We start from the raw sequence: 15,237 nt of genomic DNA on the forward strand, positions 1-15,237 counted from the left end.
CTTCCTTTCCGCCTAATTTGTTGAATTGAAAACCAGGCTCTTGACGGCAACCGGTATATAATTCCCGTCCGCCGGGATTCCAATGTCAATATAATCGCCATGCGCCACAGTAATCTGGTCCAGACAGACGCAGGCTTGCCGGCCTTGGGATAGCAGATAGATACAATTGCCCAAAGCTTTGGCAATGTCATTCTCACAGATCAGGATGCAAAGCTTCAGCTTATACTTCCGGGAACACCCGGTCACTGCTTCAGCAATCCGGCGTAACACAGCATAGGAGCAGGGGGTGATTTCCGGGATGGCGATTGCAAACTGCATTGCTTCCGTTTCAATTGAACCATGCCTTATGGCTCCCGCAGCAAAAGCCGCTTGTATAGAGGCTAAAAACGCATCCGGCTGCTCAACGTCCTGGACCTGTACAGGCCAGACCAGCTCTATAACGGGAATATTCCGCAGCGGCAGCAGGTTGGGGTCTGCATAAACCGTTGAGCCGCTGAGCTGCAGGGTATGAACACCGGCACCAATTACTGTAGCCCGCTGCGCGCCTGGAGCGGCCTGCAGCTTCACCGGGTAGTGTCCGGCCGCCTTTTTAATGGCATGAGCCAGCAGCGGCCCGATATCCCCATATCTTGCAGTCTCCGCGATATTGCGGGGAGCGGTTTGCTCCATTAATGCACCCACACCCCCGGAGATCCAAAGCTCCGTAACTGTAGCCTCTCTTGCAAATGCAGCCGGAAGGTCCGGGTGACCATAGATTAATGGACAGGCTTGCGGATCACTGCCCTTAAGCAGGACCTCCAGCAGCAGTTCACTCCATCTCCGGGTGATCTCCTGCAGCACAGGCCAATCCGCCTGCTCCCCCTCTTGCAGCCACAGCCCTTCGCGGTTCAGCCATTGCCGGGCTGCGGGATATATTTTCGCTACGGTTCCAGCCTTATCCAGCATGATCAGCCGGCCGCCGATATGAAAGTTCAAGGTTCCTATGCAACTTCCGCTATTGAAATATGCCGCGTTTGCCGTACCGCCTCCGATATCCACATTGACTATCGTCCCCGCCGCTCTTTGCGAATGAGCTTCCGCTCCAGCGCCTTTGCCTGCAAGGACAGCCTCCAGATCCCCGCCTGCCTGGGCAACCACGAACTCTCCCGACTCCCCCGCCAGCTGATGGAGGATGGAATCCGCGTTCGATCTTACCGCCGTTTCTCCAGTAATAATGACAGCCCCTGTATCTACCTCCTCAGGCTTCAGTGCCGCGCTGTGGTACTCTGCCGACAGGATCTGCTGTAGCGCCGGAAGATCGATTTGCGATTCGCCTATCAGCGGTGTTAGATGCATCGGGCTCTCATAGATAATATTCCGCTCCGTGATTTGATATTGCGGCAGCATGGACAGACCATATCTCCGTCCGACCGTAAGTCTGCTGAAGACTATTTTAGTCGTACTCGTTCCAATATCAATTCCGACACTGGTGATCTCGCGCTTCGGTTCTATGCCGTTCCCTCCCGCCTGCTGCAGTGGCCAAAATAATTGCCAAAGTATAAAAAAAGACGCCTTATCAGCCTTGCATCGCTCTGCCATGCGTGCCTATTACGTCTGAGACCTCTGTTGAACTCGTTGTGTTGTATTTATTGTGTTGTATTTATTGTATATATCTATTGCAGATAATCCCAGCGGGATCAGCTTGCTTTCCTTGAGGATATAGTAAGTCACCGGCGATTAGCTGTCAATTTAGTTAACATTCCCCCGGGAAAATGTCATCCATCCCGCTTTCGGCAGATTCCAAGGTAATCATACCCCATTCGGTTCATTGCCCTATCTCTGGAGCATTGTATTCGGTTTTTTGCATACATTTGGCTCATCCTCTACCCTATTCTTGGCACATTGTACTCGGTTTTTCACATACATTTGGCTCATCTGTCCTACCGCTGGCACATTGTTTACGTGATCATAAAATATATTAAATTCAAAAAAACAGACGCCAGCGGCGCCTGTCCAAAATGGCTATATTTGAATTTACAAACCGTAATAACGGGACTTGTCCGGCCCATTGCTGGTGTATTCAGTCTTGAGTTCATTGCGGTAGGAACGCTCAATCTTACGCACGTAGGAAAGTCTGCGGACATTCTTCATAACTTCCTCGGCGCGTTCCGCGTTCACATACATTACCGCATAGTGCATCTTTCGGGAAACATAGTGCAGTGTTCCGTATTTCTCCAGGTTACGCGCTGCCTTGACGTCGCTAACCCAAACGATATAACCTGTCCGTTCCGCAAACATAAGCTCATCCGCCTTTCTTTCTCTATTCTCTATACGGCCAGCTTATCCGCAAGAGCATTTGCCTCCGCTGCCGCATCCGCCTTTGGGGGACGGGTCATTGCTCGGAACCTTGATGCTGTCCGATACCGAGAAGGCGATTGCTTCAGACATGGAGTGAAGAATATCATCCAGCGTCTTCTCCGCATTCTTGAAGCGGACAACCTCTTCGAACTGTTCCAGCTCCCGCTCTACTAACTCAACCTCATCCTTGGCCGAATGATAGTTCGGGTGAAAATGTCCAAACCGCTGTGTCTCCTCAAACAGCTCCTTCTTGCTCTGCAGCCGTCTGACCATGGCCTGGATTTCGGGGCTCTGATCGACCCGCCCTTTCCAGTATAAGTAATCCGACACTTCGGCGGATTGATTAATCATATCGCCTAATTCATAGGCGTATGTCAGCACTTCGGCCATATCGACCGTATTTAATTCCGCTACGCTCATGAACTTCAACTCTTTTCTGCATTAATGTTCTACCGCAAACGGTAGACTACCTTATCATAACATATCCGGCTGCTCCAGAAGAAGAGGAATTTCTCTGTTTGACCGGATGTAGCAGCTTCATTTCCTGCCAGTCTTCGGCGGCAAGCTGAATCTGCTCTACTGTCCCTGAACCTGAACGCAGCAGATTTCCCCGTACTCTCCACGGGCGCCCGCTTATTTGCTCCGGAATGAAGTCTGCAGTTTGGCCCTGCACGGAAATTCTAACCTTGATTCCCCAGCCCAGCGCCTGCTCCATCACCTTCTGCGCCGTTGTCATATGGTATTGCCTCCACTGGTTGAACCACATTTGTGGAACGGCATCTTCACCCGGAAGCAGCTCCTGATCCTGCGCTGTCCCCGCCAATGGCAGGAGCTTCGGATACGCTGCAGCACCAAGCAGTCCCCGTTCCCCCGCAGGAGAAGGAAGCTCATAACGGAGTGATGCTGCGGACCGTTCAAAAGGTCCGAACGGGTTGTGCGGCTTCAAGGCCTCCTCCCGGCCGCCGATGATTCTTGGCGGAGCCAGCCCGGCTGCAGCCAGCTCCTTGCGCAGCTGGCCGACAGATTCCGGGCGAACGATGAAGTGGAGCGCGCCAATCCGGGTCAGAATATCCTGCAGCCGGGGATGCGCAGCAATATCTCCGCTCTCCTGTTCACCTGCACAGGACAGCAGAATAACCTCGGACAATGATGTCCGCCCGATTCCCTTAGCCCACTGCCGAAGCGACAGCTCCACCTGCTCCGGCAGCCCTCCCTGAGCATGCGCGGTAAGCCAAGCAATGGCATTCCCTGGAGGACACCCCAGCTCCGCTGCGGACTCCAGCATTTCCCGGGTCAGCCGGAAGCTCCAGAGGTCCTGATTATGCAGCAGCTCGGCGTATCCTGCCAGGGTCCAGCGGATGGTATACGGAACTTCAGGCGGGACCAGCACCTCGAAATCCGGCTGGACAACGAACCTGCCGGCCGCAGGTACAACAGATTCTGCAGGCAAACCCCAGTCCGCGCCAGTCTGCCCTGACTTCAATGAGCTGCCGGAGAGTATCTCCTCCTTCTGCACCTCCTCCTGCTCCTCCTCCTGCTCCTGCTCCTGCTCCTGCTCATAATCATGCTCATGTTCTGGCCAGCCTTCTGGTACAGCAGTTCCGCCGAAGACTTTATCTGGTTGCGATTCCTCCGCTTTCACAATACCTGTATCTTCTCCGCTTATCTCCGGTTCTATTGTACCTGCCGAAGCTCTGTCCAATTGCGGCTTCACTGCCTTCCACCGGAAGCAGGGCTCTCCCTTGGCTGAATAACCCAGGTCACACCAGCCGAAGCCTGCCAGGCAGCGGAGCCAGGCAATGGCGGACGCTTGCAGCTCCGGACCGTCCGGCCCGGCAACGGACTGCTCTTTGGCAAGGCCTCTCTGTATCATCCAATCCAGAAGAGGCGGCACGGCAAACCATTCTCCCGGGGGGAATTCCGCCGTGGAGATCAGATGTCTGAAATGCTGTCCGGCAGGCTCCGGTGAGCCGTATCGGCTGATTACAATACGGTATAGCGTATCGGTCATCTCCTGCTCGGTCATCTCCAGCCAGCACTGCAGCTTCGTTATGTCTATTAAATATCCGCTGCTGCTGCGGCTGATCAGACCCAAAACAGCCATTAAATCTACGATAACTGTTACCGGAAGCGGGTAAGGCTCAGAACTGGCCTGGTTGAGCTTAAGTCCAGCAAGATGCTCCTCCTGCAACGACAGCTGGCCTGCCAGCAGACCGAGCTGCTTCTTGTGTATAAGTCCCTTGGCCGTCAGCGGCAAGCCCTCCCGCGCTGTAAATAACAGCCCCCGGAACAGCTCGGCAGCCAGACCCGTGCAGGCAGCAAGCTGGGCCTGTACATCTGTTTCTCCGAGACTCTGCGGACAGGCAGGCCAGAAGCTACGCCCGATCCGGGGGAACCTCTGCTGCGGGATCTGATACAGCTTCTCTCCCCACATTGTCTGGCGCAGCTCCAGCATTCCTGCCATGAGCAGCTCGTTCAGCGCCAGCTCCTGCTCAGCGCGGCACAGGAATGCCGGCCGCAGCCGTTCAATGCTATCCGCCGCACAAGGGCTGGCTGCATGTTCCGCACAAATCGCCTGGAGTACTGCCTGCGCTTCCGGCGTCAGCTTCTGCACATCTGGATCAGGCTTCTGCCTCATCATAGAATAGCCTCCTCCGCGGATTCCAGCATTCTGACTGCGTAATCGTAGCCCTGCTCGGTTAAGAACATCCTGCGCCGCAAGGCAAATTCCTGCTCCCTGCTGTCCCCCGAGACCAGCGTATAGAAATACGCCTTGTTGTCGCCCGGCTTAGGCCGCAAAATACGCCCCAGCCGCTGAGCCTCCTCCTGCCGCGAGCCGAAGGCTCCGGATACCTCAATCGCTACCGAAGCATCCGGCAGATTGACGGCAAAATTAGCCACCTTCGAGACGACCAGCAGGGGCAGCCGCCCTTCGTTGAAGGCGGCATACAATGCGCTCCGTTCCTTCTGTGTAGTTTTGCCGGTAATAAGCGGCGCGCCCAGAGTCTCCGCCAGCTGCTCCAGCTGGTCCAGGTACTGGCCGATCACCAAAATCGCCGCCCCGGCATGTGCCGCAGCAATCGATGCCGCGGCCGCAGCCTTAGCCTGATTGCCTGCCGCCAGGCGGAACTGTTCTTTCGCCCCGGCATAGATATATTGCTGCCGCAACCGCTCATCCATCGGGACTATCACTTCCGTACAGTCCACTGCCGCAATCCATCCCTGCCTCTCCAGCACCTTCCAGGGCAGATCGTAACATTTGGGCCCGATCAGGGAGAACACATCACCTTCCCGGCCGTCCTCCCGGACCAGCGTTGCTGTAAGACCCAGGCGGCGCGTAGCCTGAATGTCTGCCGTTGCCCGGAAGACAGGAGCCGGGAGCAGATGGACCTCGTCATAAATTATGAGTCCCCAGTTGCGCTCATTGAACAGATTCATGTGGACAAACGGTCCTCCCTTGGCTGTACGGTGGGTCAGAATCTGATAGGTGGCGACCGTGACAGGCCGTACCTCCCGCTTCTCACCGGAATATTCCCCGACTTCATCCGCGTTCAGGGTCGTCCGCTGCAGCAGCTCACCCCGCCACTGCTCGACCGAGGTGGTGCTGGAGGTAAGAATCAGCGTTTCACACTGCAGATGCTCCAGTACTGCAATCCCTACTACCGTTTTGCCCGCACCGCAAGGCAGAACAACAACACCGCTGCCGCCGATGCCCCCAATCCCCTGGAACTGCTGTACAGCATCCCTCTGGTAATCCCGGAGCCCGAAAGCCTCACCGCTAATTCCGGCCCCCTTCCCCGCTTCCTCCGTCCAGGCAAGCTTCAGCTCCTGCCCGTCCCGGAAACCGGCATAATCGAGTACAGGATAACCAAGTCCTGTTAATTCCTGCTTGAGCAGCCCCCTGTTGCTCTTCGGACAATGGCTCTGCAAAGAGCCTGCCCTGTACCAGCCCAGCTCTTTCAGAATCAGGCTGCCCTCCAGTTCATCCAGCAGTCCGGACTGATCAGCCGAGAGCGTAATGAGCAGCGGATCAGTTTCATGCGTGCGCAGCTGCAATCTTCCGTACCGGGCCATCAGCTGCCTGATTTCACCCTCAAGGGCGGAGGGAATTCCCCAGCGTGACAGCCTGCGGAGCTTAGCAATAACCGCCTCTGCCTCCTGGCCTCCAGCCGCTGCATTCCACAGGGACAACGGCGTTATCCGGTAGGTGTGATAGACCGGAGGGCTTTTGACAAGCTCGGCAAAATCAGCCAGGACTGCCCGGGCTTCCTCATATCCGGGATGGCCGCATTCCAGCAGAATGGTCCGGTCGTTTCTGGTAATGCACGCACCCTTTCCATCAGCATTCATAGTATTCCCTCCTTGTGATCTACAGTGTTTAAGCTTTAATACAGCAGGAAATGGATTATCCCCTTAAACAGGTAGCACAAAATAACCCCACACCGTGGGGCTTTCTGCATATTAATTTCAATTTTGAAAAAGCCCACCTCCGCGTAACGGACATGAGCTTTCCATAACCCTATTTAATGCAGCTGCCGCTGGGAAATACCGCTTAACGCCTCTGCTGCCTCATCCGCATGAATCCTTTTCACCGCCAAGTCGCCAAGCGACACAATTCCGATCAGCTTCTTGTCACGGGTCACCGGAATACGGCGGATTTGCCTTGAAGCCATCAGTTCCGCAGCCTCATCAACAGAAGCCGTCTCCGAAATGGAGATAACCTTCCGGCTCATGACGGTTTCAACGGCTGTGGAGCCGGGATGCTTGTCCGCATAGCCCCGGAGTACAAGATCACGGTCCGTGATTACACCCAGCAGCGTTGCCCCGTCGGCCGAATCTACTACAGGAATGAAGCCCGTCCCGTAATCTCTCATTTTGACGGCAACCTCATAGATATTATCGAGCAGCGTGACCGAAGCCGGATTGGCGGTCATTACTTCCTTGACTGTCTTCAAGAATGAACCCTCCTGTCTGCCATGTCACCATGCCATTTGTGAGTAGTTTTTCCTCAAGCGTCAAATATTATACAAATACATTATTGTTCATTCAGACAGGAATCGGCCATGGCTACCAGAAGCTTCGCCCCATAGAGCATGGCATCCTCGTCAAAGTCAAATTTGCTGTGATGATGCGGATAGACGGCATCCTTGGCAGGATTGCCAGCGCCCACAAAGATGAAGCAGCCGGGGATTTCCTTAACATAATAGGAGAAGTCCTCCGCAGGCATAATTTTCTCCATCAGCATGACAGTTGCGCCTTCTCCCAGTGCTTCCGGGGCGACACGGTAAAAGCGGTTAAATTCCGCTTCATCATTCACCAGCGGCGGGTACCCCATCAGATAATCGACAGTCGCCTCTGCACCATACGCTGCTGCGATGGACGCCGTCATCTCCTCGATTCTGCGGCGGATCAGATAACGCGTCTCTTCATCGAACGCGCGCACAGTCCCGGTAATCCGGCAGCGCTCGGCAATAATGTTCTGGGCAGATCCGCCTTGTATCGTCCCTACGCTGACCACTGCAGGACGCAGCGGATCTACAGTCCGACTGACTATGCTCTGCAGCTGGGTGACAAGAGCCGCCCCTGCCACAATGCTGTCCACCGTACGGTGCGGCATGCCGCCGTGGCCGCCCTTGCCGATAATATCGATGAAAAATTCATCGGCGGAGGCCATCAGCGGGCCTGGCGCGCTGCCCACGGTTCCTAGCGGAAACGGCGTCCACAGATGCAGTCCATAGACGGCATCTGCACCTTCCAGCACCCCTTCTGCGATCATCCCCATTGCTCCGCCCGGACAGACCTCTTCCGCCGGCTGGAACAGGAAACGGATCTCGCCGCGGATATCTTCACGGCGTGCGCTGTAATAGGCAGCCGCAGCCAACAGCATAGCCGTATGCCCGTCATGTCCGCAGGCATGCATAACCCCGGGATTCTGCGAAGCATATTCCCGTCCATTTTCTTCAGTAATCGCCAGGGCATCCATATCTGCGCGCAGAACGACTGTTCTGCCCGGCAGTGCCCCTGTAAGTATACCTGTCAGTCCGTAGCCGGACCCGCTTCTTCTAACTTCAATCCCCAGCTCGGACAGTCTTGCCCCGACATAGGCGGATGTCTCCTTCTCCTGATAAGACAGCTCCGGATGGCGGTGTAAATGGCGGCGCCATTTCACCATCTCCGGCAGCAGCTCCTCTACCGCTAACCTCTCCATAATTCTCCATTCCCTTCTCCGGCAGCATACTTCGGACAAGCCTGCAGTCTGACTCTTCTATGTAAAGACCGGCCGCAGCATGCCATATATCTTTTATTGTAGCAGAAACACAAAAAAGTGGGTATCAATAGGCCCGCTCTACCTTGCACAACCCCGTGAAACATACTATCATGAGGAGGAACATCGCAAATTTTAATTACAAATGTATCATTATACTTCATACAGGGGAGTTGTGCGCTATGATATTTGAGAACACGGGCCTCGAAGGATTGAAGAGTGACCTTCTTTATCTGGACGAGAGCGCAACCAAGGCCGGGTTTATCCGCTGGCAGTGGGAATACTACCGCGCTACATACGACTGCAAGATAGAAGACCGCCAGAACGGCGGCGAGTACTTCCTGCGGATCAACACCCGCGCTGTGGAAGGGAAGCTGGAAAAGGCGGATGCCATACTGGCCATTGAAGCCGTCTACTTGGGCAAAGCCACTTTCCCCCACGGTCTGGAGTATGAATCTAAGGTGCCTCAGGCGGTACTGGATACTGCAACAGAGCATATTCATCAATTGAAAGAGCTGCTGGAAGCTTGAGTACCGCGAAGGGAAAAACAGCCTCCAAAGCCAGCCTGCCCAAAAGAGGAACGCCCGATTTCCAGTTGCTTATTCTTACCCTGCTGCTCGTCGGCTTCGGTCTGGTCATGGTCTTCAGCGCGAGCTCCAGCTTAACCCTGGCCAGTGAGAAATTCAGCTATGACGCTTTTTATTTCGTGAAACGCCAGTTAGTCTGGGCCGTGCTGGGAAGCTTCGTCATGTTCACTGTGATGAATATCCATTACAGCAAGTTCAAGAAATGGTACGCTCCGATCTTCGTCATCACGCTGGTGCTCCTGCTCTTCGTGGCTACCACCGAGAGAATTAACGGAGCCAAGAGCTGGATGAACATCGGCGGCCTTGGCATCCAGCCTACCGAGCTGGCCAAGATCTCTATCATTCTGTACCTGTCAGCACTCATCACCAAAAAAGGTGAACGTTTGCGGGATCTTCGCACCGGATACATTCCTGTGATGATCATCGTCGGTATTGTGGCCGGACTGATCATGATGCAGCCGGATCTGGGCTCTTGTATGATTCTCGTGGCTACCAGCGGTCTTGTTATCTATGCCGGCGGTGCGAGCATGAAGCATATTCTCGGCTCAATCGGCTTGCTGGTCCTGGGTGTCGCACTTGTCATGGGAGCCAAGACTGCCATCGACTCCCTGTCGCCGCCGACCGAGAAGGCAGCGGCCAATCAGGATTACAGACAAGGCCGGATTGAGGCCTTCCTGGACCCCGAGAATAACTCGGAAGGCAGCGGCTATAACATTATGCAGTCACTGATCGCTTTAGGCGAAGGCGGGACACAAGGCTCCGGTTTCGGCCAAAGCATCCAGAAGCTGCACTATCTGCCGTACCCTTATACGGATTTTATTTTTGCCATTATCGGTGAAGAGCTCGGATTTGTAGGAACCTCCGTCTTCCTGTTGCTCTATCTGTATTTCATCTGGAGAGGCATTCTGATCGCGCTGCGGTGTACAGACCCCTTCGGCACACTGGTCGGCATAGGTGTGATGGGGCTGATTGCGATTCAGGCCTTTATCAATATCGGCGGTGTGACCAACACCATTCCGCTTACGGGAGTTACGTTACCCTTCATCAGCTACGGCGGCTCTTCCCTGCTGGTCACCATGCTCTGTATGGGGATTATGCTCAGCATCTCCAGGGAAACCAACCGTCCCTCCAAAGAGGAAGTCGTCAAGTCCGTCACTACTGTCAGACAGGTACGTGCGAATAGCCGTGCCAGCACGCGTGCCCGTTAAGAGGCTGCATCCTGACCGGTTGAATAGGGTATAACAAAAGGCAGTCCGGATGAACTCCCCGGACTGCCTTTTGTGTACCCGCCATGCTCCTTAAGCAGTTAGCGCTTACGAGATCTCATCGTTCTTGAAGGCCACGCCTTCTACCTTAACATTCACCTCTACGATATGAAGCCCTGTCATGCTCTCCACAGCCTCGCGGACATTCTGCTGCAGCATCCGGCACACTTCGTGAATCGGCGTTTCATAGAGAACAATAATGCGCAAATCCACTGCCGCTTCCAGCTGGCCCACTTCAACAGTAACGCCCTTCTGCACATTCTTACCGCTCAGGCGTTTCGCCCAGCCCTCAGACAAACCGCCAGACATGGCTGCAATTCCGGGAGTCTCCAAAGCTGCCAATCCTGCAATTTTCGAGACAACATCATTCGATATCCGTATATTTCCCATTTCAAGTTGAAGTTGTTCTGCCATGCCATATCCCCCCTACACTCATTATCAATTATTGTAATTCGAAAACAGGCTAAAAAGCAAATGACTTTCTCGCATTCCCGTTTACAGTCAGGAACAATTTGGGTATATTGATTATGAATTCAACCTACATACAGAGACTGGAGTGTGCTTTACCTTGAAAAAATGGATCTCGCCGGCGCTGCTGGTCATCACCTTCCTCCTCAGCGCCATCGGACATTATGCGGACTGGGACCATACCCTGCAGTTCGTATTGTCCGCTATCTCGGTTATCTTCGTGGCCGGTTTCCTCGGCCGGGCGACAGAAAGCGTAGCCCACTATGCCGGTCAGCGGCTTGGAGGGTTCCTTAACGCCACATTCGGCAACGCTGCCGAACTGATCATCGCCTTCTTCCTGGTCAAAGAAGGACTTTTCGACATGGTCAAAGCCAGTCTCACCGGCTCGATCATCGGTAACCTTCTGCTGGTGCTGGGACTCAGTATTTTTGCCGGCGGTATGAAGTTCAAGGTTCAGAACTTCAATGTCACGCTCGCCGGGCTGAACGGATCGCTGATGATTGTTGCCGTTATCGCCCTGTTCGTGCCCGCCATGTTCTTCAACACCCACTCTATCACAGAGAAGGATACAGATGTACTCAGCCTTGTCGTCGCCGGCCTCCTGATTGCCGCTTACATGGCCTGGCTCGTCTTCTCTATGATTACGCACAAGAAATATCTCGCTGATGTAACGGATGACAGTGCAGAAGAGCTGCCTAATGAGCATGCTCCGGTCTGGTCCAGAAACCGTTCGATCCTCTACCTGGTGATCGCTACGGTTATGGTCGCTTTCGTCAGCGAATGGCTGGTCGGCACCCTGGAGACCCTGACAGAACGCTTCGGCTTCAGTGAGCTGTTCGTCGGTGCATTCCTGGTGGCAATCATCGGTAATGCCGCCGAGCACAGTGCAGCCATTATGCTGGCCATGAAGAACAAAATCGGCGCTGCGGTAGAGATTGCCGTAGGAAGCAGTCTGCAGATTGCCCTGTTCGTTGCACCGGTGCTGATCTTTGCCAGCTACTTCATGGGCAACACCATGTCCATCGTATTCACCACCATCGAGATTGTAGCTATTGCTGTATCGGTATTTATCGCCAAGTCGATTATTCAGGACGGCTCAACCAACTGGTACGAAGGTCTGCTGCTGCTCGCGGTATATCTGATTCTCGGTGTATCGTTCTATCTGGTATAACAACTCTGCACAAAAAAAACGCACATGAGCGGCCTCCCGGGTCCCCGTGTGCGTTTTTATGAATGACCGGAATTACATCTCCCGCTCCTCAGCCTTCTTATTGAGTGCTTCGTACAGTACAGCCAAGTTGCGTTCCAGCTTGCTCAGGACCTGCTTGCCTGTGAATTCAGGCACCAGCCCGGCTCTGACCGCAAAATCAACCTCTCTGGAGAAACCATACATCTGGGTATCCAGCACTTCCTCATAGAGAGGGCAGTAACGAGTCGCCAAATTCTCCATCTGCACTTCAATAAGCTTCTCAATTTTATTGGCATCTTCTTGTAGAAGATTGATTGCTTTGATATTAAGCTGTTCCTGCAAATCCGATGAAGTCATGCATTATCCCCCCTATGTCCAAAAGTTACAGCTTCTACTGCTTATTATACTTAATATTAGTCGAAATCAGGACCTAATACAAGAATTCAGTTTACGATTCGTGAAGAACGGACAAATATTACGGGTCACACAGCAAAAACGCCCTGCCGCAAGGCCGGACGTCTTCGGTAATAATGGATTACTCCGCTACAACTGTAAAGTTCAAATTGTGCTTAGCAAATACTTCGCTCATTGCTTTCTTGGCTTCCTCGGCATCTGTGCCATGTACATGAAGCTCGTAGCTTTGGCTGGATACCAGAGTAGTGAACAGACCAAGGATACTCTTAACATCAATGTACTTGTTGTCCGCTTGTAGAACGATAGATGAATTAAACTGGCTGGCTGTTTGTGCAATATCCACGATTGCCGCATTGTTACTGGACATAGGAATCCCTCCGCAACTTGATAATAAACTTAAGTTCATTTGTAACCAATTCCATGATACATTGAATCCGCTTACTCACGCAAGGTGTTTCTTGAAAACAAGCTTGCAGGCTTGCATTTCAGAGCTTTGTATTACATTTTATTTCAGATTCTCGGGATTCAGACCTTCAAGCTCCGGCAGCACAAAAATCCCGTCCTTGCGGATCAGCACATCGTCAAAGTAAATCTCTCCGCCGCCGTACTCCGGACGCTGAATGAGCACGAGATCCCAGTGAATGGACGAACGGTTGCCGTTGTCAGTCACATCATAAGCCTGGCCCGGTGTAAAATGCAGGCTGCCTGCGATCTTCTCATCGAACAGAATGTCCTTCATCGGATGCAGAATATACGGGTTGAAGCCAATGGCGAATTCGCCGATATGGCGCGCGCCGTCATCGGAATCGAGTATCTCGTTCAACCGCACCGTGTCATTACTGGAGGCTTCGATGATTTTGCCGTTCTCAAACGTAAACTTCACATTCTCAAAAGTCACGCCGTTATAGAGCGTCGCAGCATTGTAGCTGATCGTCCCGTTCACAGAGTCACGCACCGGTGCGCTGTAGACTTCACCGTCGGGAATGTTCTTCTGGCCGGAGCATTTCTCTGCGCCGATGCCTTTGATGGAGAAGGTAAGCTCCGTTCCGGGACCGGCAATCCGCACCTTGTCTGTTCTGCGCATAAGCTCAGCCAGCGAATCCTGGGCTTTGTCCATTTTGGCATAATCCAGATTGCAGACCGCAAAGTAAAAGTCTTCAAAAGCCTCGGTTGTCGTATTGGCAAGCTGCGCCATACTGGCATTAGGGTAACGCAATACTACCCATTTGGTATGCTTGACGCGTTGTTCGCTATGTACCGGGTGGGAATAGAGTGAATTATAGAGCTTCATGTTCTCTTCGGGCACATCAGCCAGATCATTGACATTCTCACCGGCACGGATGCCGATATAGCAGTCCATCTGCTTCATCCGGTTCAAATCGATCTCTGCCCAGGTCTGGATGCCTTCAGGTGTTGCATATTTAAGCATGCTGCGCAGAACGGTACGATCCGTCAGCTGTACAAATGCACGGCCTCCGGCTTTGCCCACTTCTTCCACTACTGCTTTAATTAAATCTCTTTCACTGCCGATCATTTCGACGAGCACATTCTCGCCGGGTTGTACGTTTACGGAATACCCTACCAGGTTCGCCGCAAGCTTCTGAATTCGTGGATCATTCATGTTTCTCTCTTCCTTCCTCATGCTGAAAATAAATATACCGTTATATTGTAGCACGCCCGCTAAAGAGCGCAAGCTCTTACGGCATGTGAGCTTTCATTGATAGCCATAGAAATCAACCTGTGTAATGTAGGTTTCTTCAGTAACCACTCCCGCACGGCCGGGGGAGGTTGTCGTCCGGTTACAGGTCAGCCGCGCGGGCAGATTGCGCTTCGCATCTACCTTGAGATAATAAACCGTCCTGATACTGGCTTGCTTCAGTCTCTGCTGCAGTTCAGCCTGCTTCTGCTCCCATAATGCTGCGCGTGCCTCCAGCTCCTTAGCGGGCTTCCCAGCAGCCGTTCCAGCGGCAACCTGGCAAGCCGGCCGTATCGCCTGCATCTCCCGTTCCAGCTCCGCCGACAGCTGGCTGCGCGATTCCTCCGGCGTCAGTTCAATGCGCAGCACGCGGGTTCCCCTGGCACTCCCCGCCTCCTCGGTTACCGTCTTCTCCAGCCCCTCCAGCTCTTCCAGCTGCCGGAGCGGGTTCAGCGCCTCCAGCGGATTGCTCTCCTGCAGAGGCTGCGCTGCCTGCTGCGCCTTCCATTCACCGTCTTCCTTCACCAGTCTGGTGTAGTAGACCGGAACATCCCCTGAGCCCTGCTCAAGAGGATGCGGAGCTGATCCGGCGGCGGTACCCGGCTGGCTCCCGTCCGGCAGCAGGGAATATAAGCTGACCTTGTTATGGTCCGCCACCTTTCCTCCATAATAGAGTGAGGATTCCGGAACCGCCTTGCCGCCGACCAGCAGCGCTGCCGCCCCTTCGAAGGAAACGCCGTCACTGCCGTCCATCCCGGCCAGCACGAGACTCAGATCCTCGTCAGCCGGCCTGTCATTCATGACGCCGCAGCCGCTTACAGGAATCAAACAGATCAGCAGGACAAGGGAGAGGATTCCTGCGCGGGACAGCAATAATTTCACCATGGCATTCAAGACCTCCGGTCGGATTATCATTCATTCTTCCTAGGGTCTCCCTGATTGCAAGGCTTATACGCAAATCCCCCCCACAAAGTGGAGCTTAGGCTTCGATGATGACCCAAGTACTTTGCGGGGGC

At 53.8% G+C, this 15,237-nt stretch carries 15 protein-coding genes; 3 read left to right on the forward strand and 12 right to left on the reverse strand.

Annotation, left to right across the window (positions count from 1 at the left end; genetic code table 11):
* Positions 1 to 12: 12 nt before the first annotated feature.
* The 7 genes from MHI42_RS05375 to MHI42_RS05405 form a co-directional block, all read right to left on the reverse strand.
* Positions 13 to 1,578, reverse strand: coding sequence for an ethanolamine ammonia-lyase reactivating factor EutA (locus MHI42_RS05375; protein WP_342423030.1), 1,566 nt, complete (start codon positions 1,576 to 1,578; stop codon positions 13 to 15).
* 435 nt (positions 1,579 to 2,013) lie between these two features.
* Positions 2,014 to 2,277 (reverse strand): YlbG family protein, encoded by a 264-nt coding sequence (locus MHI42_RS05380; RefSeq protein ID WP_020432997.1) that lies wholly within the window; start codon positions 2,275 to 2,277, stop codon positions 2,014 to 2,016.
* Between the two features lie 42 nt (positions 2,278 to 2,319).
* On the reverse strand, positions 2,320 to 2,757 hold the full coding sequence (locus MHI42_RS05385) for a YlbF family regulator (RefSeq protein WP_042136559.1): 438 nt from the start codon (positions 2,755 to 2,757) through the stop codon (positions 2,320 to 2,322).
* A gap of 46 nt (positions 2,758 to 2,803) precedes the next feature.
* Complete coding sequence (locus tag MHI42_RS05390; protein ID WP_342423031.1) at positions 2,804 to 4,978, reverse strand: helicase-associated domain-containing protein; 2,175 nt, start codon at positions 4,976 to 4,978, stop codon at positions 2,804 to 2,806.
* The gene (locus tag MHI42_RS05395; RefSeq protein WP_342423032.1) at positions 4,975 to 6,687 is read right to left on the reverse strand and encodes a DNA repair helicase XPB; all 1,713 of its coding nucleotides are present in this window, start codon (positions 6,685 to 6,687) and stop codon (positions 4,975 to 4,977) included. The genes MHI42_RS05390 and MHI42_RS05395 overlap by 4 nt, the downstream gene beginning before the upstream one ends.
* 173 nt (positions 6,688 to 6,860) lie before the next feature.
* Positions 6,861 to 7,292: a CBS domain-containing protein gene (locus tag MHI42_RS05400; RefSeq protein ID WP_342423033.1), complete on the reverse strand. Its 432-nt coding sequence runs from the start codon at positions 7,290 to 7,292 to the stop codon at positions 6,861 to 6,863.
* Between the two features lie 80 nt (positions 7,293 to 7,372).
* Positions 7,373 to 8,545, reverse strand: coding sequence for an amidohydrolase (locus MHI42_RS05405; RefSeq protein ID WP_342423034.1), 1,173 nt, complete (start codon positions 8,543 to 8,545; stop codon positions 7,373 to 7,375).
* A 239-nt stretch (positions 8,546 to 8,784) separates the two neighbouring features.
* Between MHI42_RS05405 and MHI42_RS05410 the strand changes: the two genes are divergently transcribed.
* Both MHI42_RS05410 and ftsW read left to right on the forward strand, forming a co-directional pair.
* A complete protein-coding gene (locus tag MHI42_RS05410; protein WP_042136549.1) occupies positions 8,785 to 9,132 on the forward strand; it encodes a YugN family protein in 348 nt (115 codons plus the stop codon).
* Positions 9,129 to 10,397, forward strand: coding sequence for a putative lipid II flippase FtsW (gene ftsW / locus MHI42_RS05415; protein ID WP_171716451.1), 1,269 nt, complete (start codon positions 9,129 to 9,131; stop codon positions 10,395 to 10,397). The genes MHI42_RS05410 and ftsW overlap by 4 nt, the downstream gene beginning before the upstream one ends.
* Before the next feature lie 105 nt (positions 10,398 to 10,502).
* Here the strand turns inward: ftsW and MHI42_RS05420 are convergent, their stop codons facing one another.
* Positions 10,503 to 10,868, reverse strand: coding sequence for an Asp23/Gls24 family envelope stress response protein (locus MHI42_RS05420; protein WP_019911482.1), 366 nt, complete (start codon positions 10,866 to 10,868; stop codon positions 10,503 to 10,505).
* A gap of 154 nt (positions 10,869 to 11,022) precedes the next feature.
* Here MHI42_RS05420 and cax point away from each other — a divergent pair, with 154 nt between their 5' ends.
* Complete coding sequence (gene cax, locus MHI42_RS05425) at positions 11,023 to 12,093, forward strand: calcium/proton exchanger (RefSeq protein WP_171716452.1); 1,071 nt, start codon at positions 11,023 to 11,025, stop codon at positions 12,091 to 12,093.
* Positions 12,094 to 12,165: 72 nt separating this feature from the next.
* Here cax and MHI42_RS05430 read toward each other — a convergent pair whose 3' ends face one another.
* From MHI42_RS05430 to MHI42_RS05445, 4 genes are all read right to left on the reverse strand, one after another.
* Positions 12,166 to 12,468 (reverse strand): YlaN family protein, encoded by a 303-nt coding sequence (locus tag MHI42_RS05430; protein ID WP_039297956.1) that lies wholly within the window; start codon positions 12,466 to 12,468, stop codon positions 12,166 to 12,168.
* Between the two features lie 178 nt (positions 12,469 to 12,646).
* Positions 12,647 to 12,892 carry an HPr family phosphocarrier protein gene (locus MHI42_RS05435; protein ID WP_042136544.1) on the reverse strand — a complete coding sequence of 82 codons (246 nt, stop codon included), beginning with the start codon at positions 12,890 to 12,892 and terminating at the stop codon, positions 12,647 to 12,649.
* A 138-nt stretch (positions 12,893 to 13,030) separates the two neighbouring features.
* On the reverse strand, positions 13,031 to 14,146 hold the full coding sequence (locus MHI42_RS05440; protein ID WP_042136541.1) for an aminopeptidase: 1,116 nt from the start codon (positions 14,144 to 14,146) through the stop codon (positions 13,031 to 13,033).
* A 93-nt stretch (positions 14,147 to 14,239) separates the two neighbouring features.
* Positions 14,240 to 15,106: a hypothetical protein gene (locus MHI42_RS05445; protein WP_342423035.1), complete on the reverse strand. Its 867-nt coding sequence runs from the start codon at positions 15,104 to 15,106 to the stop codon at positions 14,240 to 14,242.
* Positions 15,107 to 15,237: the final 131 nt, after the last annotated feature.

It is taken from the genome of Paenibacillus sp. FSL E2-0178, from assembly GCF_038593005.1.
Taxonomy (GTDB): Bacteria; Bacillota; Bacilli; order Paenibacillales; family Paenibacillaceae; genus Paenibacillus_AQ; species Paenibacillus_AQ phytohabitans.